Origin of the sequence: Bacillus sp. XF8 (assembly GCF_017498755.1) — a bacterium.
Lineage (GTDB): Bacteria > Bacillota > Bacilli > Bacillales > Bacillaceae_G > Bacillus_A > Bacillus_A bingmayongensis.
Window position 1 is genome coordinate 72,665 of sequence record NZ_JAGDQK010000028.1, and the last position, 22,656, is coordinate 95,320.

Annotated in this window: 24 protein-coding genes, 5 pseudogenes and 1 riboswitch; of the genes and pseudogenes, 11 read left to right on the plus strand and 18 right to left on the minus strand. The window is 34.1% G+C overall.

Annotated features, from left to right (window positions below; all coding sequences use genetic code 11):
• Positions 1 to 123: 123 nt before the first annotated feature.
• From J4P91_RS17770 to J4P91_RS28965, 7 genes and pseudogenes are all read right to left on the minus strand, one after another.
• On the minus strand, positions 124 to 1,779 hold the full coding sequence (locus J4P91_RS17770; protein WP_207995175.1) for a putative ABC transporter permease subunit: 1,656 nt from the start codon (positions 1,777 to 1,779) through the stop codon (positions 124 to 126).
• On the minus strand, positions 1,772 to 2,497 hold the full coding sequence (locus tag J4P91_RS17775) for an ABC transporter ATP-binding protein (RefSeq protein WP_207995176.1): 726 nt from the start codon (positions 2,495 to 2,497) through the stop codon (positions 1,772 to 1,774). Before J4P91_RS17775 ends, J4P91_RS17770 begins: the two co-directional genes overlap by 8 nt.
• A gap of 342 nt (positions 2,498 to 2,839) precedes the next feature.
• The gene (locus J4P91_RS17780) at positions 2,840 to 3,022 is read right to left on the minus strand and encodes a hypothetical protein (protein ID WP_374192056.1); all 183 of its coding nucleotides are present in this window, start codon (positions 3,020 to 3,022) and stop codon (positions 2,840 to 2,842) included.
• Positions 3,023 to 3,748: 726 nt separating this feature from the next.
• Positions 3,749 to 3,835: pseudogene (locus J4P91_RS17785) on the minus strand (DUF4176 domain-containing protein); the annotation flags it as partial.
• 497 nt (positions 3,836 to 4,332) lie between these two features.
• A complete protein-coding gene (locus J4P91_RS17790) occupies positions 4,333 to 5,028 on the minus strand; it encodes a YjjG family noncanonical pyrimidine nucleotidase (protein ID WP_207995178.1) in 696 nt (231 codons plus the stop codon).
• Positions 5,029 to 5,245: 217 nt separating this feature from the next.
• Complete coding sequence (locus J4P91_RS17795; protein WP_207995179.1) at positions 5,246 to 6,268, minus strand: tyrosine-protein phosphatase; 1,023 nt, start codon at positions 6,266 to 6,268, stop codon at positions 5,246 to 5,248.
• A gap of 122 nt (positions 6,269 to 6,390) precedes the next feature.
• A pseudogene (locus J4P91_RS28965) lies at positions 6,391 to 6,597 on the minus strand (hypothetical protein); the annotation flags it as partial.
• A 245-nt stretch (positions 6,598 to 6,842) separates the two neighbouring features.
• Between J4P91_RS28965 and J4P91_RS17805 the strand changes: the two are divergent.
• From J4P91_RS17805 to J4P91_RS17810, 3 genes are all read left to right on the plus strand, one after another.
• Positions 6,843 to 7,682, plus strand: a complete 840-nt coding sequence (locus J4P91_RS17805) for a DUF2785 domain-containing protein (protein WP_207995180.1) — start codon at positions 6,843 to 6,845, stop codon at positions 7,680 to 7,682.
• Positions 7,683 to 7,773: 91 nt separating this feature from the next.
• Positions 7,774 to 7,920: a hypothetical protein gene (locus J4P91_RS29740; protein WP_374192055.1), complete on the plus strand. Its 147-nt coding sequence runs from the start codon at positions 7,774 to 7,776 to the stop codon at positions 7,918 to 7,920.
• 15 nt (positions 7,921 to 7,935) lie between these two features.
• The gene (locus J4P91_RS17810) at positions 7,936 to 8,403 is read left to right on the plus strand and encodes an NUDIX hydrolase (RefSeq protein WP_017151709.1); all 468 of its coding nucleotides are present in this window, start codon (positions 7,936 to 7,938) and stop codon (positions 8,401 to 8,403) included.
• An 8-nt stretch (positions 8,404 to 8,411) separates the two neighbouring features.
• Here J4P91_RS17810 and J4P91_RS17815 read toward each other — a convergent pair.
• Positions 8,412 to 8,516: pseudogene (locus tag J4P91_RS17815) on the minus strand (tryptophan--tRNA ligase); the annotation flags it as partial.
• 98 nt (positions 8,517 to 8,614) lie between these two features.
• Here J4P91_RS17815 and J4P91_RS17820 point away from each other — a divergent pair.
• Positions 8,615 to 9,769: a 1-deoxy-D-xylulose-5-phosphate reductoisomerase gene (locus tag J4P91_RS17820; protein ID WP_207995181.1), complete on the plus strand. Its 1,155-nt coding sequence runs from the start codon at positions 8,615 to 8,617 to the stop codon at positions 9,767 to 9,769.
• 41 nt (positions 9,770 to 9,810) lie between these two features.
• Here the strand turns inward: J4P91_RS17820 and J4P91_RS17825 are convergent.
• A pseudogene (locus J4P91_RS17825) lies at positions 9,811 to 10,019 on the minus strand (AI-2E family transporter); the annotation flags it as partial.
• Between the two features lie 215 nt (positions 10,020 to 10,234).
• On the opposite strand from J4P91_RS17825, the gene J4P91_RS17830 reads away from it, so the two are divergent.
• Positions 10,235 to 10,696: a GNAT family N-acetyltransferase gene (locus J4P91_RS17830; protein WP_207995182.1), complete on the plus strand. Its 462-nt coding sequence runs from the start codon at positions 10,235 to 10,237 to the stop codon at positions 10,694 to 10,696.
• A gap of 38 nt (positions 10,697 to 10,734) precedes the next feature.
• A riboswitch (cyclic di-AMP (ydaO/yuaA leader) is annotated at positions 10,735 to 10,879 on the plus strand.
• Between the two features lie 100 nt (positions 10,880 to 10,979).
• Positions 10,980 to 11,123: a hypothetical protein gene (locus tag J4P91_RS17835; protein ID WP_017151706.1), complete on the plus strand. Its 144-nt coding sequence runs from the start codon at positions 10,980 to 10,982 to the stop codon at positions 11,121 to 11,123.
• A 116-nt stretch (positions 11,124 to 11,239) separates the two neighbouring features.
• Here J4P91_RS17835 and J4P91_RS17840 read toward each other — a convergent pair whose 3' ends face one another.
• The gene (locus tag J4P91_RS17840; RefSeq protein WP_207995183.1) at positions 11,240 to 11,995 is read right to left on the minus strand and encodes a class I SAM-dependent methyltransferase; all 756 of its coding nucleotides are present in this window, start codon (positions 11,993 to 11,995) and stop codon (positions 11,240 to 11,242) included.
• 69 nt (positions 11,996 to 12,064) lie between these two features.
• Positions 12,065 to 12,619, minus strand: a complete 555-nt coding sequence (locus tag J4P91_RS17845) for a CGNR zinc finger domain-containing protein (protein ID WP_207995184.1) — start codon at positions 12,617 to 12,619, stop codon at positions 12,065 to 12,067.
• Positions 12,620 to 12,724: 105 nt separating this feature from the next.
• On the opposite strand from J4P91_RS17845, the gene J4P91_RS17850 reads away from it, so the two are divergent.
• The 4 genes from J4P91_RS17850 to J4P91_RS17865 all read left to right on the plus strand — a co-directional run bounded on the left by J4P91_RS17850 (position 12,725) and on the right by J4P91_RS17865 (position 15,252).
• Positions 12,725 to 13,909 (plus strand): MDR family MFS transporter, encoded by a 1,185-nt coding sequence (locus J4P91_RS17850; RefSeq protein WP_207995185.1) that lies wholly within the window; start codon positions 12,725 to 12,727, stop codon positions 13,907 to 13,909.
• A 194-nt stretch (positions 13,910 to 14,103) separates the two neighbouring features.
• A complete protein-coding gene (locus J4P91_RS17855) occupies positions 14,104 to 14,310 on the plus strand; it encodes a helix-turn-helix transcriptional regulator (RefSeq protein WP_207995186.1) in 207 nt (68 codons plus the stop codon).
• A 3-nt stretch (positions 14,311 to 14,313) separates the two neighbouring features.
• Complete coding sequence (locus tag J4P91_RS17860) at positions 14,314 to 14,748, plus strand: hypothetical protein (RefSeq protein WP_207995232.1); 435 nt, start codon at positions 14,314 to 14,316, stop codon at positions 14,746 to 14,748.
• 27 nt (positions 14,749 to 14,775) lie between these two features.
• Positions 14,776 to 15,252 carry a small multi-drug export protein gene (locus J4P91_RS17865; RefSeq protein WP_207995187.1) on the plus strand — a complete coding sequence of 159 codons (477 nt, stop codon included), beginning with the start codon at positions 14,776 to 14,778 and terminating at the stop codon, positions 15,250 to 15,252.
• A 292-nt stretch (positions 15,253 to 15,544) separates the two neighbouring features.
• Here the strand turns inward: J4P91_RS17865 and J4P91_RS17870 are convergent, their stop codons facing one another.
• Positions 15,545 to 17,053 carry a malate:quinone oxidoreductase gene (locus J4P91_RS17870; protein ID WP_307802543.1) on the minus strand — a complete coding sequence of 503 codons (1,509 nt, stop codon included), beginning with the start codon at positions 17,051 to 17,053 and terminating at the stop codon, positions 15,545 to 15,547.
• 626 nt (positions 17,054 to 17,679) lie between these two features.
• Between J4P91_RS17870 and J4P91_RS17875 the strand changes: the two genes are divergently transcribed.
• The gene (locus J4P91_RS17875; protein ID WP_207995189.1) at positions 17,680 to 18,303 is read left to right on the plus strand and encodes a LysE family translocator; all 624 of its coding nucleotides are present in this window, start codon (positions 17,680 to 17,682) and stop codon (positions 18,301 to 18,303) included.
• 31 nt (positions 18,304 to 18,334) lie between these two features.
• Here the strand turns inward: J4P91_RS17875 and J4P91_RS17880 are convergent, their stop codons facing one another.
• The 6 genes and pseudogenes from J4P91_RS17880 to J4P91_RS17905 all read right to left on the minus strand — a co-directional run bounded on the left by J4P91_RS17880 (position 18,335) and on the right by J4P91_RS17905 (position 22,484).
• Positions 18,335 to 18,880 (minus strand): DUF2179 domain-containing protein, encoded by a 546-nt coding sequence (locus tag J4P91_RS17880; protein ID WP_017151696.1) that lies wholly within the window; start codon positions 18,878 to 18,880, stop codon positions 18,335 to 18,337.
• A gap of 157 nt (positions 18,881 to 19,037) precedes the next feature.
• Positions 19,038 to 19,448 (minus strand): ATP synthase subunit I, encoded by a 411-nt coding sequence (locus J4P91_RS17885; protein WP_207995190.1) that lies wholly within the window; start codon positions 19,446 to 19,448, stop codon positions 19,038 to 19,040.
• A 53-nt stretch (positions 19,449 to 19,501) separates the two neighbouring features.
• Complete coding sequence (locus J4P91_RS17890) at positions 19,502 to 20,824, minus strand: hemolysin family protein (RefSeq protein WP_207995191.1); 1,323 nt, start codon at positions 20,822 to 20,824, stop codon at positions 19,502 to 19,504.
• A gap of 124 nt (positions 20,825 to 20,948) precedes the next feature.
• The gene (locus J4P91_RS17895; protein ID WP_017151693.1) at positions 20,949 to 21,356 is read right to left on the minus strand and encodes a MerR family transcriptional regulator; all 408 of its coding nucleotides are present in this window, start codon (positions 21,354 to 21,356) and stop codon (positions 20,949 to 20,951) included.
• 135 nt (positions 21,357 to 21,491) lie between these two features.
• Positions 21,492 to 21,915: pseudogene (locus J4P91_RS17900) on the minus strand (SRPBCC family protein).
• 212 nt (positions 21,916 to 22,127) lie between these two features.
• Entirely contained in the window at positions 22,128 to 22,484 is a 357-nt protein-coding gene (locus tag J4P91_RS17905; protein WP_207995192.1) for an SH3 domain-containing protein, read from the minus strand.
• Positions 22,485 to 22,656 lie beyond the last annotated feature (172 nt).

Here is a 22,656-nt window from a genome sequence, read left to right on the forward strand (position 1 = left end):
TTTGCTTCCGCCGAATTTTGAGGTGGGAGTATTACTGCCTGTTAATGCGGGATAAAGTTAAATTATTAGCAATATTTCTTACAAATAAACCCCCTGCATGAATACAGAGGATTTATCATTTTTTTATTTAATATTTGCTAGAATGCGCTCTGCTCTTAACTGTAAAATACGTGTTACTATTACATTTATAATAGTAAATACGATTAATAGAATACTAAACATTCCCCACATACCGATTTCAAAGAAAAAGTATAATCCACAAACCCCAGCTACGATTACTAGATCCATCGCAATATTTGCAAGGAAATTCCATAAAGTTGTGTATCGACTTTTAAATAACTTCTGCTCTGAATCCCAATGTATATCTGCCGTTTGAGCGTCCCACCGTGTACCGATTAAATTTGTTAACCATAAGCCATTTGCACTTAGTAAGAACCATAACAACATAAAGAGTGGCGAAACACCCGCAACAATAGTTATGATCAGACCAAACACAGCTAATATTGCTATATTAATAAACCACGCTGTAAATACTTTTGCAAAAAATATATCTGATGCCTTTACGGGTAAATAACGATTAACAAACCATGAGCTTCCATCCCTAGAAAAAGAAGTTGTGGCAATAACATTACTTCCCATTAAGAATAGGCTTGCACAAAAACCAATGCCAAGAGCTAAACTAGACCATTCTGGCTTGTTTATAAACTTTGTTAACCACTTTAAGTTTCCCTCTTGTACGAAAAGAATAAAAAATAACATAATTGGCATCACGAAAGTTTGCACAATACAATTTATAAAAAATTGTGGCGTTCGGAATAAAATTTTGAACTCTTTTTTCACATAAGCCTTTATATGTGAACTTTGTACAGTCGATTTTTTTAAGTTCTCTGCTGAGATAGCCTCTTTTTTTGCTGTACTCGTCGAAAGTCCGATAACTCCTTTTAAATATGTACGCTGTGCAACAAAGAAAAACAATCCGAAAAATGCTAAGGAAATCGCTGCAAAAATCACAACGTATATAATCCCTTTCCAAGATGCATTTTCTATCAATCCCATTGCACCAAAGTATGTTGTTGGAAAATAATTTGTCATTTGAACGAACAGAGACGATTGGTTATCAGCAAAGTAATTTGCAACCATATCCCCTGATACTGCACTTTTGTTTCTCCACTGAATAAATACATTAATACCTACGACAAACACTAGAGTTAATATTCCGATAACTATATTACTACGATCTTTATTTTTTGCGATGTTTGTATAACGCATAATCACCGTCATTAATAGTGATGCTAGTACTAATGGAATAATAGGGAAAAACATGTAAATAATTAATGCATATAAATAATATGTAATAAAAGCACCACTTTGTACACCATAAACAATAAAGATTGGAAATAAGATAAAAGATCCCATTACATATTGTGTAATTAATACAGTAATAAATTTCGCCGTAATAATTTGTGATGGTTGCAGTGGTAAAGGTAATAGGGTCTCAACATCATTATTATAATAAAATACAGTTAAAATATTCGTAATACTAATTATAAATACCCATATGCTTGCAACAGCTAATCCCATTCCGATTATCGAAGTTTCCTGACCAATTGATTTCATTCCAACATACATTCCATATGTAAGTGGACCAATAAATAGAAATCCTGCGAATAGTAGTGCTAAAAATGAAAATGCATACGCCCAACGCTTCTTTTTATCCGTTATAATATCTGCATAATTTAATTTCAATAATACCTTTGTTAATGTCCAAATTTTATTCATTTCCTGTCATCTCCAAGAACATTTTCTCAAGAGATTCATTGGATTTAAAATGATCTCTCATTTCATTTAAATTTCCTTGGAACTGCAAATTCCCCTTATTAATAATGGCTACGCGATCGCATAATTTCTCGGCTACTTCTAGTACATGTGTCGAGAAAAATACCGTTTTCCCTTTATCCGCATGCTCCCTCATCATTTGTTTTAAAATAAACGCCGATTTTGGATCCAGCCCTGTCATTGGCTCATCTAAAATCCATACATCTGGATCATGCAGAAGAACACCTATAATAATAATCTTCTGTCTCATTCCATGTGAATAACTTTGAATTTGATCAGACAAAGCATTATAAAGATCAAATCTCTCTGCTAAAAATTGAATTTTTTCCTGTCTAATTGCATTTGGCACCTCATACATATCCGCCATAAAATTCAAATATTCTATCCCTTTTAATCGCAGAAACATATCTGGACTATCCGGAACATAACCAAATATCTTCTTTGCCTCCATCGGCTCTTTCATTACATCTTTTCCGTTGATCGAAATTGTTCCTTTATCTATTGCATGAATACCTGTTACCATCTTAATTGTTGTTGATTTTCCAGCACCATTTGGCCCTAAAAACCCAAAAATTTCTCCACTAGGTACTGTTAAACTTAAATCTTTCACAGCATAGGAAGAACCATTATAACTTTTTGATACATTCACAATTTCAATCATTTTATCCAATCCTTTCCTTATTTACCAATGAACTATATCCATATTATAGCATACTTGTATTTTTAGATTTTTATATTTTTTCAGATTGAATGAACTTTCATGAAATCTTTTCATAATTTATCTATGCATTCAAAAAAGTAGTTCACCATACTTCCTATAGCAATTATATATACATTTTGATTTTCCGACATGTAAATCACGGCTATGAAAATAAAAAGGAATCCCCACTCGTTTTCTCCATTTGGTTTCACATGGCATAGGGCTACTTCTATCCAAAAACGGACGCTCTCTCCCATCTAAAAGGAAGGTTTTATACCGGTGTTTCAATCTATATATACTTCCTTAGCCATTAAAATATATATATAAACCTAGACCAACAATTAAAACAACTGCTAATAAAAGATAAATCATTGTAAGTCTTGTAATATTACCTTTCGTAGATTTACTATAATTTTCATCCCCATTTTTCCCAATTACTATTGTTCCAACAACTATTACTGCCACACTCATTAACATAATTAACATCCACTTAATCATACGTTCCCTCCTCTCTTCCTCTTGCAACCATTTTACGATATTCTTACTGTCTATAACTTGTAAATATTATCATTTTTCTGAACTTTAATTAGGTAGATTATTATAACCTTCTCTTTTTAGTCCAAACCATTTACATTATGTAAAAACTAAAAAAATTGAGTTGTATCCTTATAAAAGTTATAACTAGATTAATTCTGTGACATCCGAAGAGATTAGTAAGGCTGGGTGGAATATTGAAGTTCTTAAAACAATAATACTTGAGAATTGTACCTGTTCTGTTCTTCCAGATACACTAAGTCAGAATAATTATACTATTAAAAACCCATAAAAATTCATAATCATAATTCACTAAATATCCTATCTACTAAAAAACAATAATATTTCGACTGGAAATATTATATTTGAAATTAAAATAGGTGAGATACATTACAGAATGGCTAATAATGTTATAACTCAGAGGAGAATTCTTTTGCAGTTTCACTTATAACATTATTCAATTATTGATTTACCCCAATAAACTCTCTAAGTATTTTTCCAGGTGTATTAATCGCTTCTAAAAATTGATCTATATCGTTGAAATTAGACTTATTATTCTTCATAGCTTTCCTCCTCAGATATTTTAATTCGATGATACGCTATAATTGGTGATTATGTATAAAAAATACAGCAAGGATTTCTCCCTGCTCCTGTTAGTTCTTTGATCCCTCTTCTTTTTTACAATTCTACTAACTTCTCACCTAGAACTAATTCACTCTCAGTCATATACCCTCTATGCATTTCCTCTACAACCTTATCGTGACTTCGGTAAAAGTTTCATAGTTATTCATTCTCTTTTTTTCTAAATTTATCCATAAAATTATAAGCAACTATGTTCCATAATAAAGAAAGTACGGTAACAAAAAGTACAGCTAAGGAAAAGTAAATCCTGTCCTTCCATGTATCATGTACAACCATGCCCAGTATAATCATTATTAACGCACCAATGCATATAACTATTTTTGAAAATTTGCGCATTCTATTATCACTCTTCTTTCTCAAACTTAAAAGTAAATCCTCCGCCATAACCGTTAGGTGATGTTACAGAAAATCCTGATTCTTCACCTGCACGGAATCTATAACCATATCCACCTATTATAATCTCAACTTTAACACTTATATCATAATTACCTATTTATACTTTATATGATGTATTTATAGCCCATAAAAATAGCCTAAAAAAATCCCTTCTACTAGATTGCAGAGAGGATTTTTTAGAATTACATCTATAGTTGAGAGTAGTCAAGATTCATTCAAATCTATTAGTTCCTCTGCTCCCCTACAATTCTTATAATATCGGTCAACTCACGAATTTCATACGTTGGTTTAATACCTATATTATTTTCCTTACCATGCGGGTTAAACCAGCAAGTATCAATCCCGTAATTTATTCCCCCTTGGATATCAGAAGTTAAAGAGTCACCGATCATTAATACGCTCGCTTTATCTGTAATCTCCAGCTTTGAAAATGCATAATCAAAAATTCCTCGTGCTGGTTTTTGAAATCCAACCTCTTCCGAAATGATAATATGCTCAAAAGTATCACAGAGAGGCGACCCCTTGATTCTAGATTTTTGTACATCTGTGAACCCATTCGTGATAATAGCTAGCCGACAATCTGCAAGCGTATCACACAAGTCTGCAGCTCCTGATACCATATGTATTTCCGCCCCTAAATAGCCAAGATATATACTGTTGAACATGTCAGCATTTATTTCAAGCTTATGTTCTAAGAACAACCTCTTAAACCTCTCCACTCCCAATTCTGATAAAGTGATAATTCCTTGCTCTAAATCTTTCCATAATACTCTGCTAATCTCTTTGTAGCTGTCTTCATAATCTAGTAGTCCCGTAGGTAATCCGAATTCTACAAACGTTTTATTTAATGCTTTTTTTTCAGATATACTAAAATCAAATAATGTATCATCAACATCGAATAAGATAACTTTATATTTCATAGGTACCTCCATTACTCATTACTGCTCTAGTTTGGACACGTATTTCAATTTCTGTTCCGTGATCAGAACGTCTATAAACCCACTTATATTTTTTCTCTATTTTCTACTACATGCTGTGTAGTTGATTCTGGATTTCCTCTTCGAAATTCAGTTGTTTTAATAAAAAATCCTATATTACATACATAATACAGGATTTTCCAACAAAAATATTTACATATTACTTCTCTTCTAGTAACAATGTTCTCATATTTTCTAATTGTTCTTTTGTAAAACCAAGTCCTTTTTCAGCATACTCTTCAATACTTCCAAATTTGTGAGTAATTTCATCAATTGCCGCCTGTAAATACTCTGCACGAGCTTCAAACATCGCCCCTAATATTTCTTTACTTTCCTCATTTTGTAACTTCGAACCTAAAAAGGCCATCATTTTTTGATTTAACTTTTCACGGAATCCATTACTTAATAAATAGTCTTGCATCACTGTTTCTTCTGGGACACCAAGAAGAAGTAATAATAGTGCCGAACCAAATCCTGTTCGATCTTTCCCAGCTGTACAATGATTAACTAGCGGTAAGTTTTCCGGATCTTGAGCTAGCTGTAAAAAACGTACAAATGCCTCATTCCCATCTACAAAACCTTTATTCATTTTCACTAAATATTCACCTGGTTTTCCAAGCATTGATAAATCCCCGACTTGGAAAAACTCATTAATATTTAGATCTTTCGCTATATCTTGCATGACTGGTACACAAACTTGCCGAGCACCAGGGATGCTCGGATTCGGTTTATGCGTTACTTCAAAATCTGTTCGATAATCACATACTAGTTTTAAACCAGAATGTTGTAAATAAGCAATATCCGCTTCTATTAATCCAGCTAATTCCTCTGAACGATATAATTTACCCCACTTTACTTTGCGACCGTCACTTGTTTCATAACCACCTAAATCACGGAAATTAAACGCTCCCTGTAATGGTAACCTGCGTTCAGCTACAGTAACTTCCTGTTCATTACTTGCTACTAATCGAAAATAAGGACGCACGTTAGAACTCGGATCTTCTATTGTACATGAGTTTGTTCCTGAGGCGTTTAATAAAAATTGTCCATTTTTCTCAATGTTTTCTGATGAATTACTCCAATAAATAGTAACTTTCTCTACTCCATCTTCCCATGCTATATGTAACTTATTATCTGAATTTCGTTCTACACTTGCTTGTAACCAATCTTTATGTTGTTTCATAAATTCACCAATACTTTCTCTATATAATTCGTTGAATTAAACTATGCTCTATTTTATTGTATTACAAATATACTGGTTCTGTCGTGACTATATTTATGACATTCCCTTGTCTTTCTTAGAAATTATGAAAAAATTTCTTGTACTTTTGCGGGTGTTGTACACGGAATACCACGAAATACATAGGCGATTTGCTTGTCACCTAAATCTTGGTATACGACTGTACCGCGCTGAGGATGTGTATGAAATTCTAGTCCATTTATCATTTGCACTCAGCTATAATTGTTAATCCATGAAGATACTGGGTAGTAATTACGCTTTACATGACGACACGTTCAAAGTGTCTCCCATCTCTCTCCTTCCGTGCGCTCCGATACATTTTCAACATGCCATCCATCAAATAGTATAGCTGAGTATAACGTAATCATATGTTTAAGCCTTTGTTTTAACATAATAGCCCCTCCTTGTTGACTACTTCGGGAGTGGTTATTATTTATCCTTGCATGAGCAGGATTGTCTTCGAATATATAGAATACTAGGAAACAATGCATTACGAAAGCATAGAGGAGGAAGAGCTTTGGATATCACCGCATTCCAACAACAATTGGAGCTCATCCAGCAAAATGACTATACACAGATGCAGAACATCGATCTTAATGAATTAAGTTCCCATATGATTGGACATATTGGAACGACCGATAGCTATGTACGTGATCAATTAATATATAAATGTTTCGCACATTTTATTCAAAATGAATTTCTATCCCATGATCAATTGGAGACTTTATTAAAAACCTGTCTCAGCGATGATTACTTATACCAAGAAATCACTTCTCCAAATACGGATGGAGTTTTCACTCGTTCTTATACTACTTTATTAATAGGTTTAATTATACAGTTCGATAATTCTCATTCATTCTTATTACAAGAAACCGTGCAAGAAGTAAAAGAAAAGCTTATTACATATATGAATCTTGAAACAGATTACCGTGGATATGTACAAGATAAAGGCTGGGCTCATAGCGTCGCCCATGCATCCGATGCCTTTAACGAACTGGTACACAGTGCACATATCACCTCTTCTTGCTATGAAGAAATTACTCATTGCTTATTAAATAAAATCTTCATTTACTCTACCATATATCATAATAATGAAGATGAACGAATTGTAACTCCTCTTTTATCTATGCTTTATTACGACTTCCCTAGGGATCAACTTTTTTCGATTATTTATAAAAAAATAAAACGTTTATCACAATTAAAAATCAGACTTTCCTGTCATGAATACTTCATATTATGTGCAAATTTAAAAACTTTTTTACGCACTTTGTTTTTTAGAAGCAAAATGGATCCAAACCTTACTTCTGTGGCGAATCGAGCAGAAAAAATGTTGAGGGAATTACCAAAGTATTGTTAATTATTAAGGAGCATTCAGATAGACAGACATTGTACTTAAATGGTTAGGGGTTCTTCCAACTTATCGAAAACTAGGAATATATACTCAGCTTGTGTACAAGCGATTACAACTCGCTAAAGAGCAAGGGGTTATACTTACTACATACCAAGCACGAACAGGTCATTCTGCACCTATTTTAAAGAAACTTGGCTTTAAAGAGTATGAAATATATTTACAATTCGCTCAAAATATAAATTGATAAGGAGAAAAGAAAATGGGATATATCGAAGACATGCGAAAGCTCGTAGGGAATCGCCCGCTTATACTAACTGGTTCACATGTGATTATTTTAAATAAACAAAATGAAATATTACTTCAGCTTCGCACTGATTTTAATATGTGGGGCATTATTGGTGGTGCCCTTGAATATGAGGAAACATTGGAAGAAGCTGCAAAACGAGAAGTATTTGAAGAAACAGGACTTATCATAAAAGATTTAGAACTATTTCACAATTTTTCAGGGCCAAACTTGTTTCAAATATATCCAAATGGTGATCAAGTATATGGTGTCATGGTTGTTTATGTTTGCCGTAATTATGGAGGTACCTTGCAAGGTGATCCTAACGAATCGAAAGAATTACGTTTCTTCCCATTGCACACACTGCCGGATAATATTGGCACTGTACCTAAAATGATTATTGATCAATTTCAGCAATCATTCGCAATAAAAACAGAAAAATAAAGGAACGCTCATTGTTCCCTCTCATACCCAATCCGCTTTTTAATTTCAGCTAAATTTACCTTTGCAATTTCCCTAGCACGCTTCGCACCTTTTTCTAATGCTTGATACAATAAAAAGGCTCCTTCCATTTTCTAAAGAAGGAATTTTACCTTTTTTGTCTAATTATATATAGGTTTGCAGAAAAGGATTCTACAACTTTGGAGGAATTATCATGGTAAAATACATTTCGATTCTTGGTTCAACCGGTTCAATTGGTACGTCTGCATTAGATGTAGTCGCTGCTCATCCGGAACATTTTAAAATTATTGGTTTAACAGCAAATCACAATATTGATCTTCTTGAAAAACAAATACATACATTTCATCCTCGTATTGTAAGCGTAGGTACAAAGGAATTAGCAGATGCTCTTCGAAAGCGAATTTCTACTGATATAAAAGTCACATATGGAACAGATGGATTAATTGAAGTTGCAACTCATCCTGATTCTAATCTTGTATTAACTTCCGTTGTCGGTGTTTCTGGCCTTCTTCCAACAATTGAAGCATTAAAAGCGAAAAAAGATATTGCAATTGCTAACAAAGAAACATTAGTTGCAGCGGGCCATATCGTGACAGAATTAGCGAAACAAAACGGCTGCCGTTTAATCCCTGTAGATAGTGAACACTCTGCTATTTTCCAATGTTTAAACGGAGAAAATAACAAAGAAATCGAAAAACTAATTGTCACTGCTTCAGGCGGTGCATTTCGAGATAAAACACGCGAAGAAATGCAAACCTTACACGCTAAAGACGCCTTAAAGCATCCCAATTGGTTAATGGGGACAAAACTAACCATTGATTCCGCTACATTAATGAACAAAGGCTTTGAAGTCATGGAAGCACGCTGGTTATTTGATATCCCTTATGAAAAAATTGATGTTTTAATTCATAAAGAAAGTATTATTCATTCTTTAGTTGAATTTATAGATGGATCTATCATGGCACAGCTCGGTGCCCCTGACATGAGAATACCAATCCAGTACGCATTCCATTATCCAACTAGATTACAATCGAACTATAAAAAATTAAATCTATTAGAAATTGGTAGCTTACATTTTGAAAAACCAGATTTCAAAAAATTCCCTTGCCTACATTATGCTTATGAATCTGGAAAAATTGGTGGTACAGCACCTGCAGTGTTAAATGCAGCAAATGAAATTGCAAATGCATTATATTTACAAAATGAAATCTCATTCTTTGATATTGAAAAAACAATTTATTCTACACTTGAAGCTCATCATAGTATCGCAAATCCATCTTTAGAAACAGTATTAGAAGTCGATCGCTGGGCTCGTGAATATGCAAACGCATTATTAATTAGAAAATAAAAACGAGCTAAAACAGATATATTCTGTTTTAGCTCTCTTCTTTACGTGTTTAAATTAATAAATCTATACCTATGTGTAACAAGCACTTTTAATATCGCATATCCTGAATCACTAAGACAATTCCCATAATTCCAAACAGATTACCTGATGTTAAAATAATTGTAATTGGGCGAATGTCTAACTTTTTGCCCATGACTTGTGGTGAAATAAACTTTCCTTCTGCCAATTGTACAATCATCATCACAATCATTCACAAAAGGAAATTCACTACCGTATCACGAAATTATGTACATACACTTTATCCAAAAAAACTAAATTCTATCAAACAACATACAGATTATAAGTATATTAAAATATTTTTTATTTCATTTTAAATGAGAATTTTAGCACCATTTGATTTGAATTGTATCTTATTTCAAGACAAAAACCAACCTACGCTCCCTCTTCCAGAAAGGAGATCGACAAATGATTTTTAAAATTAATCCTGTTTCTATTGAAGTGGCATCAGCTATTTTGGCAATCCAAATTCCCGCTTATCAAGTTGAAGCAAAGTACATTAACAGTATGGCAATCCCGCGTTTATATGATACTGCAGAAGACATTCAAAATTGTAACGAGACATTTTATGGATATACCTTAAAAAATAAACTAATGGGCTTTATTTCTTTTGTAAATGAAGGAGCAATTATCGATATTCATCGACTAGTCGTATCACCAGACTATTTTCATAGAGGAATTGCAACAAAGTTACTCCTTCATTTATTTAACATATCCTCTGATACGAGTAAATATATTGTACAAACTGGAAAAAAAAACACCCCTGCCCTTTCTCTATATAAAAAACACGGCTTTTTTGAAGTGAACGATATTGTAGTACCCGATGGAGTCGTTCTTACGCAATTAGAAAAGACAGAAAAAAATAAATAGTTTGACTTATGTGTTTTATTATGTTATTTTTTACTTTATAAAACCTTTTGCTGAATCCAAATTTTTGGAACGGGGGAACCATTTATGTAGCTTTTGCTACTTGGGGCGAATCTTTTTTAAGTAGGGAAACTCTCACTTCCCGAGTCCGACAGCTAACCTCGTAAGCGTAATGGGAGAGGGAAGGTGCTTTTTACCTATGTTACACAGCATCCCTCCTTAACTATAAAGTATATGGAATCGTTGTCATTGGAAACCTATATTTATAGAAAAGGAGACTAGTACAATGTTACGTTTATCAGATCATGAAATGAAAATGATGGAGCAACGTATTCGATTGGAACAACAACGTACGTATCAAGCAAATAAGATTGTAGATAGTTTACATCACAAGTACTTTTTTCAGCACATTTTTCAACCAAAGAGATAAAGTAAATTTCTTATGGAACCAGGAAAACTAATACGTACAGTATTACTAAATATGAAAAAAGCTTTGCAACTGTTGCAAAGCTTTTTTCTATTACACATTCTCTTTTATACAATAACTTATTTTCTTACTTTAACAATTAAAGTCGTCGGCACCCTTCTTGCTTTATACAGAGAATAATATTTCACAGAAGGTTCAGCTGCTTGTTCATCAAATTTACTAGATGGTTCACTCTCTACTATTCTTTCAATTGTAAATCCAGCTTTGAGAAGTTCATTTATGTATGTGCTCAACTTTCTCTTATACAGCATCGCTTGTACATCTTCCCCTTTAAACGTTTGGAATATAATAGGTACTTCCTCATGATAAGAAGATTCCCAAACAACGTCCGGTGTTCCGTACTTCAAGTTTGAATAAATGGGATGCTCCCAACTAAAAATAAAACTTCCTCCTTTTTTTAAATAAGAATAAATAAGCTGCAATGTTTTTGGTAAATCAGATGTCCATCCTAGCGCATAAATGGAATATACAATATCAAAATGTTCTTTTGGAATATCTGTTTCATCCTCCATCGCAGCACATATCAAGTGTGGATTCCATTCTTTTAATATTTGATTCGCTGTTTCAATTTGCGTAGTAGAAAGATCCACTCCCCATAATTCTTTAGCCCCTTGCTTTGCCATGTATTGTAAAGAGTGACCACTGCCACAGCCTATATCAAGAACCTTTTTACTCTCAATCGTATCAAACAAGTGAATTTCATCTTCAGAAGCAGTATACGGACCGTACTTTGGCAAAGAATCTACTTGAAAAAAGTAAGGTGCTACTACATCCCAGCACTTTTTATTTAGCTCTAACATTTTTGTTTGTTCCATTTCTCATTCCCCTTTTTCTCACTCATTTTTATAAACCGCACTTATACATTTCACCTTTCCCTCTAAAAGTTATATCACGTAACCCGAACTTCCTTTCCTCTTTGCACGATAGTTTTTCACTTTCGCAATCGTACCACACGCTCTCCCCTCTTTACCTCCAGCATACATACCGCACCAGCGTTTACTCCCATTACGAGAATGATCGTAAAAGACCCACCGACAATCTGGACATGCTTTTAACCGACTCCACCTCTTTTGATTAATGGCTAGCAAAATAATTTGTAAAATCATCGTATACAAATTTCGTTCTCCAATTGGCATATATGTAATAGCATCCATATTTTTTGTAACGCACACTCGAAATGGATATTTTTCAAACCACTCTTGTAGTGAATCTTGCTCCTCAACTGCGAAACGAATTCCATCTCTAAATTGCTTCAGCTCATCCAACGTACCAAAAGAGAGTTCCTCATCAAAATGCTTTCTCATAAATTGAAGTACATCATCTATCGCATTAAGCTCGTCTTTCGGATCTCTTGTATCATTTGGAATTCTCCATGTATTTAAAAAATTTCTTATCACTTCTAATTTCTCCGGTGCTTCTTGATTATGATTCAAATACATTCACCATCTTTCTAAATTTTACTTTTTTCTGACTTTATGTATAATTATAATATAAAATAGTTAACCAGTAAAAACTTTTAATGGTTACATTCTAGGAGGACTTCTATGAAAAACTTTTCAATACCCATACGCTTTATACTTATTTCTTCATTTTTTATGGCATTTGGATATTTTGCTGTATACGCCTTTCTCGCTATCTATTTATCAAGCTTTTTACATTTTTCTACAATGCAAGTAGGAACCATTTTAACGATTATGATAATTACCTCACGAATTATCCCTTTATTTTCTGGTATAATCGCCGATAAATTTGGTTATACGATTATGATGATATCCGGCTTATCATTAAGAGGCATTGGCTTTATTTGTTTAGGATTATTTTCAGAGTTTCATACGATTTCCATTTCCGCTTCTCTAGTTGGGGTTGGAACTGCATTTTATGAACCTGCAGCTCGTGCTGTATTCGGCTCACAACCAGCTAATCTCCGCAAAAATTTATTTACATACTTAAACCTCGCTTTTAATAGCGGTGCGATTATCGGTCCGATTGCTGGTAGCCTATTGCTCATCTGGAATCCTTTGTACCCTTTTATACTTACTGGATTTCTTATGTTATTCTTTGCTCTCATTTTTTATCTTCTTAGATCTCACTTCCAAGTTTCTACTGAAAATGTTCAGCTCTTATCTGGATTAAAAGCTGTGTTTGAAAATAAGCAGTTTCTATCATTCTCATTTATTATGATTTTCTTTTACATTATGTTTACTCAGCTTACTGTCGCCCTTCCGCTTCATATGACCAACATCAGTCATAGTGCAACACTAGGCGGGCTTGTGGTTACAGTAAACGCAATTACAGGTGTTTTGTTTATGATTATATTTCGAAAAACATTTCACAAATATAACACACTTTCGATTGTAAAATACGGTGTGCTATTTATGGGACTTTCTTTTTTACTTATCCCTTTGTTTCCACATCCGTATTGGCTATTTGGCTGTGTCATTTTATTTACAATCGGCGAAACACTTGTATTACCTAATGCTGACATTACAATTGCGAATTACAGTAATGAATCTTACACGGCCACATATTTTGGAGTTTATCAGCTCTCACTCGCTATTGGCTTTATAATTGGAAACTATACAGGAACATGGTTTACATCACAGATGCAAGGGACATATACACCTTGGTTTATTTTGGGAACACTAGGTGTTACAGGTTTTATTTTGCTTCATATTTTAAAAAATATGGAGCAAAAACAAGAAAAAGAAATGATTCATACAGGATTATAAACGTATACAATGCGATGAAAAGCACCGTCCAGCTATTGAACGGTGCTTTTCATAAACGAAACAACGCCATTTTAGTTATAGATGGTGTTATTTACGTTTCTTGGCAATTATTTATTACAAAATGCAAATGATTATTTACATTTTGTCGGTAATCTTTTACAATTATGGTAATTGAAAATGAAGAAAGGGACATTATGATGCTTGAAAACAGAGTTAGAGAATTACGGGCACGATTTAGATGGACTCAGCAAGACTTAGCCGATGCCATTGGAGTGACAAGACAGACAATTGGGTTAATTGAAAAAGGTGATTATTCCCCATCTGTCACTATGGCGTTAAAAATAGCTGCTGCGTTTCAAGTTACTGTAGAAGATGTTTTTTACTTAAAAGGAAGGGAATGAATGATGATGAAACATATTTTGAGGTCTCCGCTTATAGGTGCGAGCTTATTTGTATTGATCATTGCATTTTTACTATTTTCTCTTATGAACACACAAGTCGTTATGGCTAGATTGTGTTTTGGGATTTTGGTAGTGTTTACTTTTTTGTGGTTCATTCTTACAAAGCTTTATAACCGAAAGAATCCTGATAATAATATTCGATTATTGGGATTTACACCATCCGAATTTCGTGAAATAGATGAAGGTCAACAATGGGTAACCTATAAAGCTTGCAGGAATGTGTATATTTACTATAGCTTTGCACTTCCAATAACGGCGGGAGTTTGCTTCCTCTTTTCTCATAATATTCTTATCCCATTAATATCCATTGGTGTACTAGGTGTAGGTCAATACATTGTCTATTGGCTAACTACTATTCTTATTTTAAATCGTATTTAATCTGAACAAAAAGGGAGAGGAAACAGTATGTTAGAGTGGGCTCAAAATGCAGGTGAATTATGGCAATACTTAGTTTTATTTTTATTGGCTTTTGCTCCATGGATGGATGTATCAATCGTTGTACCACTCGGTATTGCATGGGGATTACAACCATTTGCAGTAGGAGTGACGGCATTTGCAGGAAATCTTATCTTAGTTCTATTACTCGGCTTCTTCTTTAAGCAGTATGCAAAGTGGCAAGCAGCAAGAAAGTTAAAAAAAGGTATAACAACACCTTCTAAAAAAGAAACCCGATCAAGACGAATATGGGAACGATATGGTATTCCAGGTTTAGCTCTGCTAGCTCCAATTCTCGTAGGAACTGATATTGCAGCCGTATTAGCTTTAACATTTGGATCTAATCGGACACACGTCATAAGTTGGATGACGGTCAGTCTAGCAGTATGGACAGTCATTTTTACAGTTGCTTCGATGTATGGATTTAGCCTTTTAAATATTATTTAGGCTAACATGAAGATTTTATGTAATATAAAATCGTTCACTACCTTTACATTATGGGGTGATGAAGTAAGTTCATATGTTATTAAGACAAAAAATGTGACTAAAAAATATAAAAATCAAACAATCGTATATCAATTGAATATAGAAATTAAACAAGGACTGGCTCCTACTGTAGTGCTTTTAGAAAAAATACCAATTCCTTTACAAAAAATAATCCCTACTTTTGAAATAAAAGTAGGGAAATATTCATTCTTAATAAACTTAGTTTAATATCTTTGTTTCTACATCCAAAGAATTAACTATAAGCCAGTTCTTTTTCACTTAGCTCAAGCGTCCGCGCTGTTGAAGTATGAATTTCTTGGAATAGCTCTTGGTTTTCCACTAGTGACACGCCATAAGAAGGAATCATTTCTTTTATTTTCAGTTCCCACTCTTTCATGTGTTGTGGGAAGCATTTTTCTAATACCTCAAGCATAACGTGAACGGCAGTAGAAGCCCCCGGAGAAGCGCCGAGCAATGCAGCTATCGAGCCATCAGCGGCACTAACAACTTCCGTACCAAACTGAAGTGTTCCTTTACCGCCGGCATCAGTATCTTTGATAACTTGCACACGTTGGCCCGCTACCACTATATCCCAATCCTCGCTTTTAGCGTTCGGAATAAACTCGCGTAATTCTTCCATGCGCTTTTCATTCGATAACATAACTTGCTGGATTAAATATTTTGTCAATGACATCTCTTTTACGCCTGCCGCCAACATAGTAAAGACATTATTTGGTTTTACGGAGCCTATCAAATCAAAATTCGAACCAGTTTTTAAGAACTTTGGTGAGAAGCCGGCAAACGGTCCAAACAGCAATGTTTTTTTGTTGTCGATATATCTTGTATCAAGGTGCGGAACTGACATTGGAGGAGCACCAACCTTAGCTTTACCGTATACTTTTCCATGATGCTGCTCTGCAACTTCCGGATTGTTACATACCATAAATAGTCCGCTTACCGGGAACCCTCCAATATGTTTTGACTCAGGAATACCAGTTTTTTGTAGTAAAGGCAGACTTCCGCCCCCACCGCCGATAAAGACGAATTTTGCAGTATGGTATTCGATTTTACCGCTATCGATATCATGTACTTTCACTTCCCATGATCCGTCGCTAGTACGTTTAATATCCTGGACACTATGCTTGTAGTTTATCTCGACGTTTTTACTCTGTAAGTGGTCAAACAACATACGTGTTAAAGCACCAAAGTTGACATCCGTTCCAGAGTCGATTTTTGTTGCCGCTATCGGTTCATTCGATGTACGTCCTTCCATGATGAGCGGAATCCACTCCCTCAATTTTTCAGGATCATCGGAAAACTCCATTCCTTGAAACAGCGGATTATTTGAAAGCGCTTCAAAACGTTTTTTCAAAAACGTAACATTTTTTTCCCCTTGTACCAAACTCATATGAGGTATTGGCATGATAAAGTCCTGCGGATTACGAATCAGATTGCTGTTGACAAGATAAGACCAAAACTGTCTTGAAAGCTGAAACTGTTCATTAATTTTTATAGCTTTGCTAATATCTATAGATCCGTCAGATTTTTCGGATGTATAGTTAAGCTCACACAGTGCAGAATGGCCCGTACCCGCATTATTCCATTCGTTAGAGCTTTCTTCTCCTGCGTTTGTGAGTTTCTCAAACACTTTGATTTCCCATTCAGGTGCTAACTCTTTCAATAATGATCCCAAAGTCGCGCTCATGACTCCGGCACCAATTAAGATAACGTCTGTTTTTTTCTGCATGTTGCTCATGATAATCTCTCCATCCCCTATATTGGCAAAAAAGACTAGGCACTTCTGCTTAAATGTCACAAAAAGAAAAGCGCCACCTGGGCCCCACCTAGGAATACATCTTTTCTGTCTCAATTATAACCCATCTCATAGTCTATTATAATAATTAATAGACTAAAATATCTAGTATTATCTGATAATTATTAACTATTTAAGAAAGAAGAAAGATTTTTCACAAAAACAAATTCTACTTTTCTACATAGAAAGGTAGAATTTATGGATTTTCTAATAGACTTAAAGGAGTCAATGTTTTTCGTTACTTATTCAGGAAAAAACCTTATTAGTTCAATCAAAATCAGTTTCCCTTCAAGTACAACATTATTTACCTTATGTCCTTTATACTATTCTTAATTCACTGATTTAGTGATAATATCATAAACTTTTTTCAAGTTTGTCTTAAAATATGTAGTAAAGTACATGTATTGATAAGATTTTAATACTAAAATCTCATCAATATCTTTTACTTTGTTTTCTGCCACCAATGCAATACTATCTATTATACAACCTTTCACCTTTGGATAAAATCTATTTATATCATTACAAATCGTATAATCCATGATAAAATAAGAAAAATTTTACAAAGGGGTGTATGTATGGATTTTTCAAATTTAATTGCTTTTGTCTTTGCGGCTATACTCCTAACGTTAATGCCAGGACCTGATATTTTATTTGTTCTCGCACAAAGCATGAGCCAAGGTAAAAAAGCTGGAATTATGACAGCACTAGGACTTTGTACTGGCATAACTGTACATACATTAGCTGCTGCTCTTGGAATTTCTGCAATTTTGTATCATTCTACAATCGCCTTTCAAATTTTAAAGTATGCTGGTGCAATCTATTTACTGTATCTTGCTTGGCAAGCCTTTAAAGAGCGAAATGAAGGGATTGGAGAACAAGCTGCCGTTTCACTAAATTACGGCGCACTCTATCGTAAGGGGATTTTTATGAACATATTAAATCCTAAAGTTTCACTTTTCTTTTTAGCATTCTTACCTCAATTTGTAACTCCAAGTGCTGGGCAAGTACCACTGCAAATGATCACTCTAGGTATATTATTTATGCTGCAAGCCATTATTGTATTTTCAATTATCTCATTCCTCTCTGGCATCATTGCAAATAAGTTCTTGAAAAACCCTAAAATCGCAAAAGGAGTGAACTTATCTAAAATAGGAATATTCGCAATTTTAGGAATCCGACTTGCTTTAACGGAAAAGTAAAAAGGAGAAGCTATTTTCAGCTTCTCCTTTTTCATGACGCGTGATCGTTTTTCTTCATTAATGCTCGTTTTTTCATCGCTTTTGTTAAGTAGCCACCTTTGAAAGAACGAATCTCATAAGAAGACATAAACGCCTTCGGTGCAATTCGATTAATAATTTCCAAAAGCTCTTTCTCGCGTGAACGTTTCGCAACAATATCTAAACGGTAACGAATCGAATTAATCCCTTCTCCTTCAAATACAGTTACACCAAATCCTGAATGTCTTAATTCATCCACTAACTCATTACAACGATCTAGTAAACTAACTTGATACGTAATATATCCAATTGCTAATTTATTTTCTATATAACCACCTAATAGAAGTCCGGCACTAAAACCAATGACATAGGCTACGATATTCATCCAATTTGATAAATCTTGAAACACAATCCCTAGGCTTACAATATAGATTGCACCTTCTAATAATCCAACACCAGCAGCGGATCTTGTTTGATTCTTTACAAGCAAAATCGTCCGGATCGTTAAAACAGGAACATAAATAATTTGAAGTACAAAAATAAGTAGCGCTTGTAACATTTGCATCCACCTCTTTCAAAAAGTCTTTTGTCATAATAACATATATAACCTTGAGAAAGCGATGGGTTTTCTAAATTTTTTTATTTTTTCATGAAAAAATAAAATATAAGAAAATAAGAAGATAAAATAGAACCGTTTTCGGTTCTCTTTTATCTTCTTATTTTGAATCCTGTGTACTCTTTTTCCTTTTCTCCTCTTCTTCTCTTACTAACTGCATATTCGCATACGCTAAATTCGCAATCATTAAAAAGTGACCACCTAAAATGCCTGTACCAAATGCCCACATTTCCATTTCATGTTCAATTTCATACATGATGATTGCCCCCAATATAGCAGCAGCAAAACGATTTAAAATTCCTAATCCAGGCGCACGTTGTTTTAATACAATACTTTTTCCAATCTTTTTAACTCGTCTGGCTAATAACCAAAGACAGTATGCACTTACGGCTAATCCGATCCCGAATCCAGTAACTTGCTTTGAAAAAGGCGTTATCGTCCATAGTAATAGTAAACCACTAAAAATCATATATAATTGTAGTCTGTATACTCGTAACGCAACTTCAATCAAAATATCCGCTCCTTGTTTCAAGTTTTCCTATAGGTGAAAAAGAAAGCAGCAACCTACACAGTTGCTGCTTTCTCTTGTTGGCGATCAATTTTTCGAATTTCAACGCGCTTAATTTGATATGCATCTTTTTCAAGAACTTTAAACTCATATCCCTCTGCTTCGACACATTGTCCTTCTTCAATTTCATGATTCTGCATCATAATCCATCCACCAATTGTATCCACATCTTCTTCCTCGATGTGTAGACCAAATAAGTCTTTCACTTCTGTAATTAACACTTTTCCATCAACAATTTTATGATGTTCATTTACGTGTTGAATTGGTGGATGTTCATCTTCATCATATTCATCACGAATTTCGCCGACGATTTCTTCCAATATATCTTCAAGCGTTACAATTCCGGCTGTACCTCCGTACTCATCATATAAAACAGCCATTGGAATTCGCTTTTTCTGCATTTGCAGAAGTAAATCATGAATTGGAGTTGTTTCCATAACTTCAATAATCGGACGCATATACGTACGAATAGATGATAAATCTTCTGTATCGCCTTTCATATATCGAATGAAGAAGTCTTTTACGTTGACCATACCGATAATATCATCTTTATCTTCTCCAAAGATTGGATAACGTGTGTATCGTTCACTTTGGATAATTTTCATGTGTTCTTCTACTGAATCTTCGAGATAGAAACCGACGATTTCTGTCCGTGGTACCATAATCTCTTTCGCAATGCGGTTATCAAATTCAAAGATATTATTTACATACTTATATTCTGCTTGATTAATTTCTCCACTTTCATAGCTCTCTGAAAGAATTAATCGTAATTCCTCTTCAGAATGGGCCACTTCATGTTCAGAAGCTGGTTTCAAACCGAATATGCCAGTAACGACACGCGCTGAACTATTTAGTATCCAGATAAACGGATACATCACTTTATAGAATATCATTAAAGGTCCAGCAAATAATAAAGTTACTCTTTCAGCCCTTTGAATTGCCATTGTTTTCGGAGCTAATTCCCCTACTACAACGTGCAAATACGTCATTGTCATAAATGCAAGACCAAAAGTCAATACTTGTGAAATAGAAGGATTTAAGTTCCATTTCTCAAATAATGGATGCAATAGTTTTTCTATTGTCGGTTCACCTAACCAACCAAGCCCCATTGCCGTTACTGTAATTCCTAACTGACAAGCAGATAAATATTCATCTAAATTTGTTGTTACCTTTTTTGCTGCTAACGCACCGCGTTTTCCTTCCGCAACAAGCTGATCTATGCGACTTGAACGTATTTTAACAATCGCAAACTCTGCTGCTACGAAAAATCCAGTAAATGCGATTAAAATCGCAACCATGACTAAATTAAATATTTCCAATGAATCCCCTTAGTTAAAAAACTAAGGTGTCCACCTCCTGTATACTTATAATGTTTTCTTATTCTCTGTTTCTTTAGAAAACATAGCGCTATACAGAAATTAAAAGAGTTGGATCCAACTTTAACTATAAAAATAGTATCAGTGTTTGTATTAAAGCTGTCGTTTGACCAGATAAAGATTTCGATATTTTTTCACGTTGTGAATCTGTTAACCCATCTAACAGAGGTTTCAACTGTGTTAGCTCTGTTTCTAATCGATGGATATGGTTTGTCACTTCATTCACTTGTTTCGAAACGTGTTCATTGATACCGAGCAGCTTCTTTCTCTCCTCGATCCTCTCTTTAATCTCACAAAGCGGCATATGCATTTCTTTGCATTTCTCAATAAATTGTAATGTCTCAAGTACTGTTTCATCGTAATAGCGATAATTAGATTGAGATCGCTCCGCTTTTAAGATACCTAGATTCGTATAATAATCAATCGTTCGTTTCGATACGTGAGCCAAGTGAGCCAACTGTCCGATTCGATACACCTTCCCAACGACTTTTCCCTCCCCATTTATGTTAAGAACATCATACAATACATAAACTGTACAGTCAAACGTGACAGTTTATGTATTGCATAATATGAAAAAAAGACCTGCTATATGTTGCAGATCTCCTTCATTCTATATTGCTTTTTCTTTATTATATGCAGATTCTACACATTTAGCTAAATGTGTAGAATCTGCATATACAGCACGTGACATCCCCCCTGTTAACTTATATAAAATGCGATAAAATAGATTACTAGGTGTATACTCCAAATTTAATGTAAGAAGTGTCCATTATTCCTCTTCTAATACATATGTTTTCGTAGAATATCCTTGCTTCGTATTCTAAAAACTCCACTTCCGCCTTAAATACTTTCTTACCCATTTTTTGAAAAGAAATAAATGTATCTCCTACACGTGGATTTTCTTTCACCTACTCTAAGGAATAATGATTTCCGATTAAAAATGCATTCCATTCTTTTACTTTTTCATCATTCTTTACATAATCGAAAACAACTTCAATTGGTGCTTCAATCAATACTTCAATAGCAAAACTCATTCATTTTCTCCTTCTACATATCCTTATTTTTCTATATATTTTGCGACAAACTGATTATGCCATATTTTAACTAGTGAAAACCAAGTGTTATTTTAATATTATTTCTCTTATTTAGGTATTTATGATTTGAATTTGCAGTTTATAGCATAAGGGCGAAAAGAATTGAGTTCTATTTTTATCCATATTTCATTATATTACTTTTCAAAACACATCTATTTCTCTATTCTTATCTTCATTTTCGGAGCCCATCCTACTTCTCCATTATCCATTTTTCTACACCAAATCCAGCCATTTAATTCCTTTAAAGCAATGATAACCTCACCAATTTCTACGTTTAGTTCTTTCGCTGTATATTTTTCTAGCACAGTACCTAAATCATTTGCATTTCGCTTTATAATTTGCTCTGGAACCCATCCTACCAAACCATTATGCTCAGCACAGCAATATACCCAATTGTTCCAGTTTTCTGGTCCTGAATATGAATTCCCAATTCGCACTTGATCTCCTTTTTCTAAACTGATTGGTTCTGGATAATTACTAATGTGAGACCGAATCACAACATATTTCATTTTATCCCTCCAATAATCTGAAAATTAAGTTATAATTTAATTATAAAACTTATTCCTGATAAACAAACACAAAATATCGAGAGGAGAAATTCTTATGTACTACAACAACCTATTCGAAAATGATCAACCTGTAGTCCGTCTATGATCTAAGATGGGCATACGTATTTTTTAT

Coding starts and splice junctions, on each gene's coding strand:
- J4P91_RS17770 (WP_207995175.1), bottom strand. CDS start 1,779: ATGAATAAAATTTGGACATTAACAAAGGTATTATTGAAATTAAATTAT.
- J4P91_RS17775 (WP_207995176.1), bottom strand. CDS start 2,497: ATGATTGAAATTGTGAATGTATCAAAAAGTTATAATGGTTCTTCCTAT.
- J4P91_RS17780 (WP_374192056.1), bottom strand. CDS start 3,022: ATGTTAATTATGTTAATGAGTGTGGCAGTAATAGTTGTTGGAACAATA.
- J4P91_RS17790 (WP_207995178.1), bottom strand. CDS start 5,028: ATGAAATATAAAGTTATCTTATTCGATGTTGATGATACATTATTTGAT.
- J4P91_RS17795 (WP_207995179.1), bottom strand. CDS start 6,268: ATGAAACAACATAAAGATTGGTTACAAGCAAGTGTAGAACGAAATTCA.
- J4P91_RS17810 (WP_017151709.1), top strand. CDS start 7,936: ATGGGATATATCGAAGACATGCGAAAGCTCGTAGGGAATCGCCCGCTT.
- J4P91_RS17820 (WP_207995181.1), top strand. CDS start 8,615: ATGGTAAAATACATTTCGATTCTTGGTTCAACCGGTTCAATTGGTACG.
- J4P91_RS17830 (WP_207995182.1), top strand. CDS start 10,235: ATGATTTTTAAAATTAATCCTGTTTCTATTGAAGTGGCATCAGCTATT.
- J4P91_RS17835 (WP_017151706.1), top strand. CDS start 10,980: ATGTTACGTTTATCAGATCATGAAATGAAAATGATGGAGCAACGTATT.
- J4P91_RS17840 (WP_207995183.1), bottom strand. CDS start 11,995: ATGGAACAAACAAAAATGTTAGAGCTAAATAAAAAGTGCTGGGATGTA.
- J4P91_RS17845 (WP_207995184.1), bottom strand. CDS start 12,619: ATGTATTTGAATCATAATCAAGAAGCACCGGAGAAATTAGAAGTGATA.
- J4P91_RS17850 (WP_207995185.1), top strand. CDS start 12,725: ATGAAAAACTTTTCAATACCCATACGCTTTATACTTATTTCTTCATTT.
- J4P91_RS17855 (WP_207995186.1), top strand. CDS start 14,104: ATGATGCTTGAAAACAGAGTTAGAGAATTACGGGCACGATTTAGATGG.
- J4P91_RS17860 (WP_207995232.1), top strand. CDS start 14,314: ATGATGAAACATATTTTGAGGTCTCCGCTTATAGGTGCGAGCTTATTT.
- J4P91_RS17865 (WP_207995187.1), top strand. CDS start 14,776: ATGTTAGAGTGGGCTCAAAATGCAGGTGAATTATGGCAATACTTAGTT.
- J4P91_RS17875 (WP_207995189.1), top strand. CDS start 17,680: ATGGATTTTTCAAATTTAATTGCTTTTGTCTTTGCGGCTATACTCCTA.
- J4P91_RS17880 (WP_017151696.1), bottom strand. CDS start 18,880: ATGTTACAAGCGCTACTTATTTTTGTACTTCAAATTATTTATGTTCCT.
- J4P91_RS17905 (WP_207995192.1), bottom strand. CDS start 22,484: ATGAAATATGTTGTGATTCGGTCTCACATTAGTAATTATCCAGAACCA.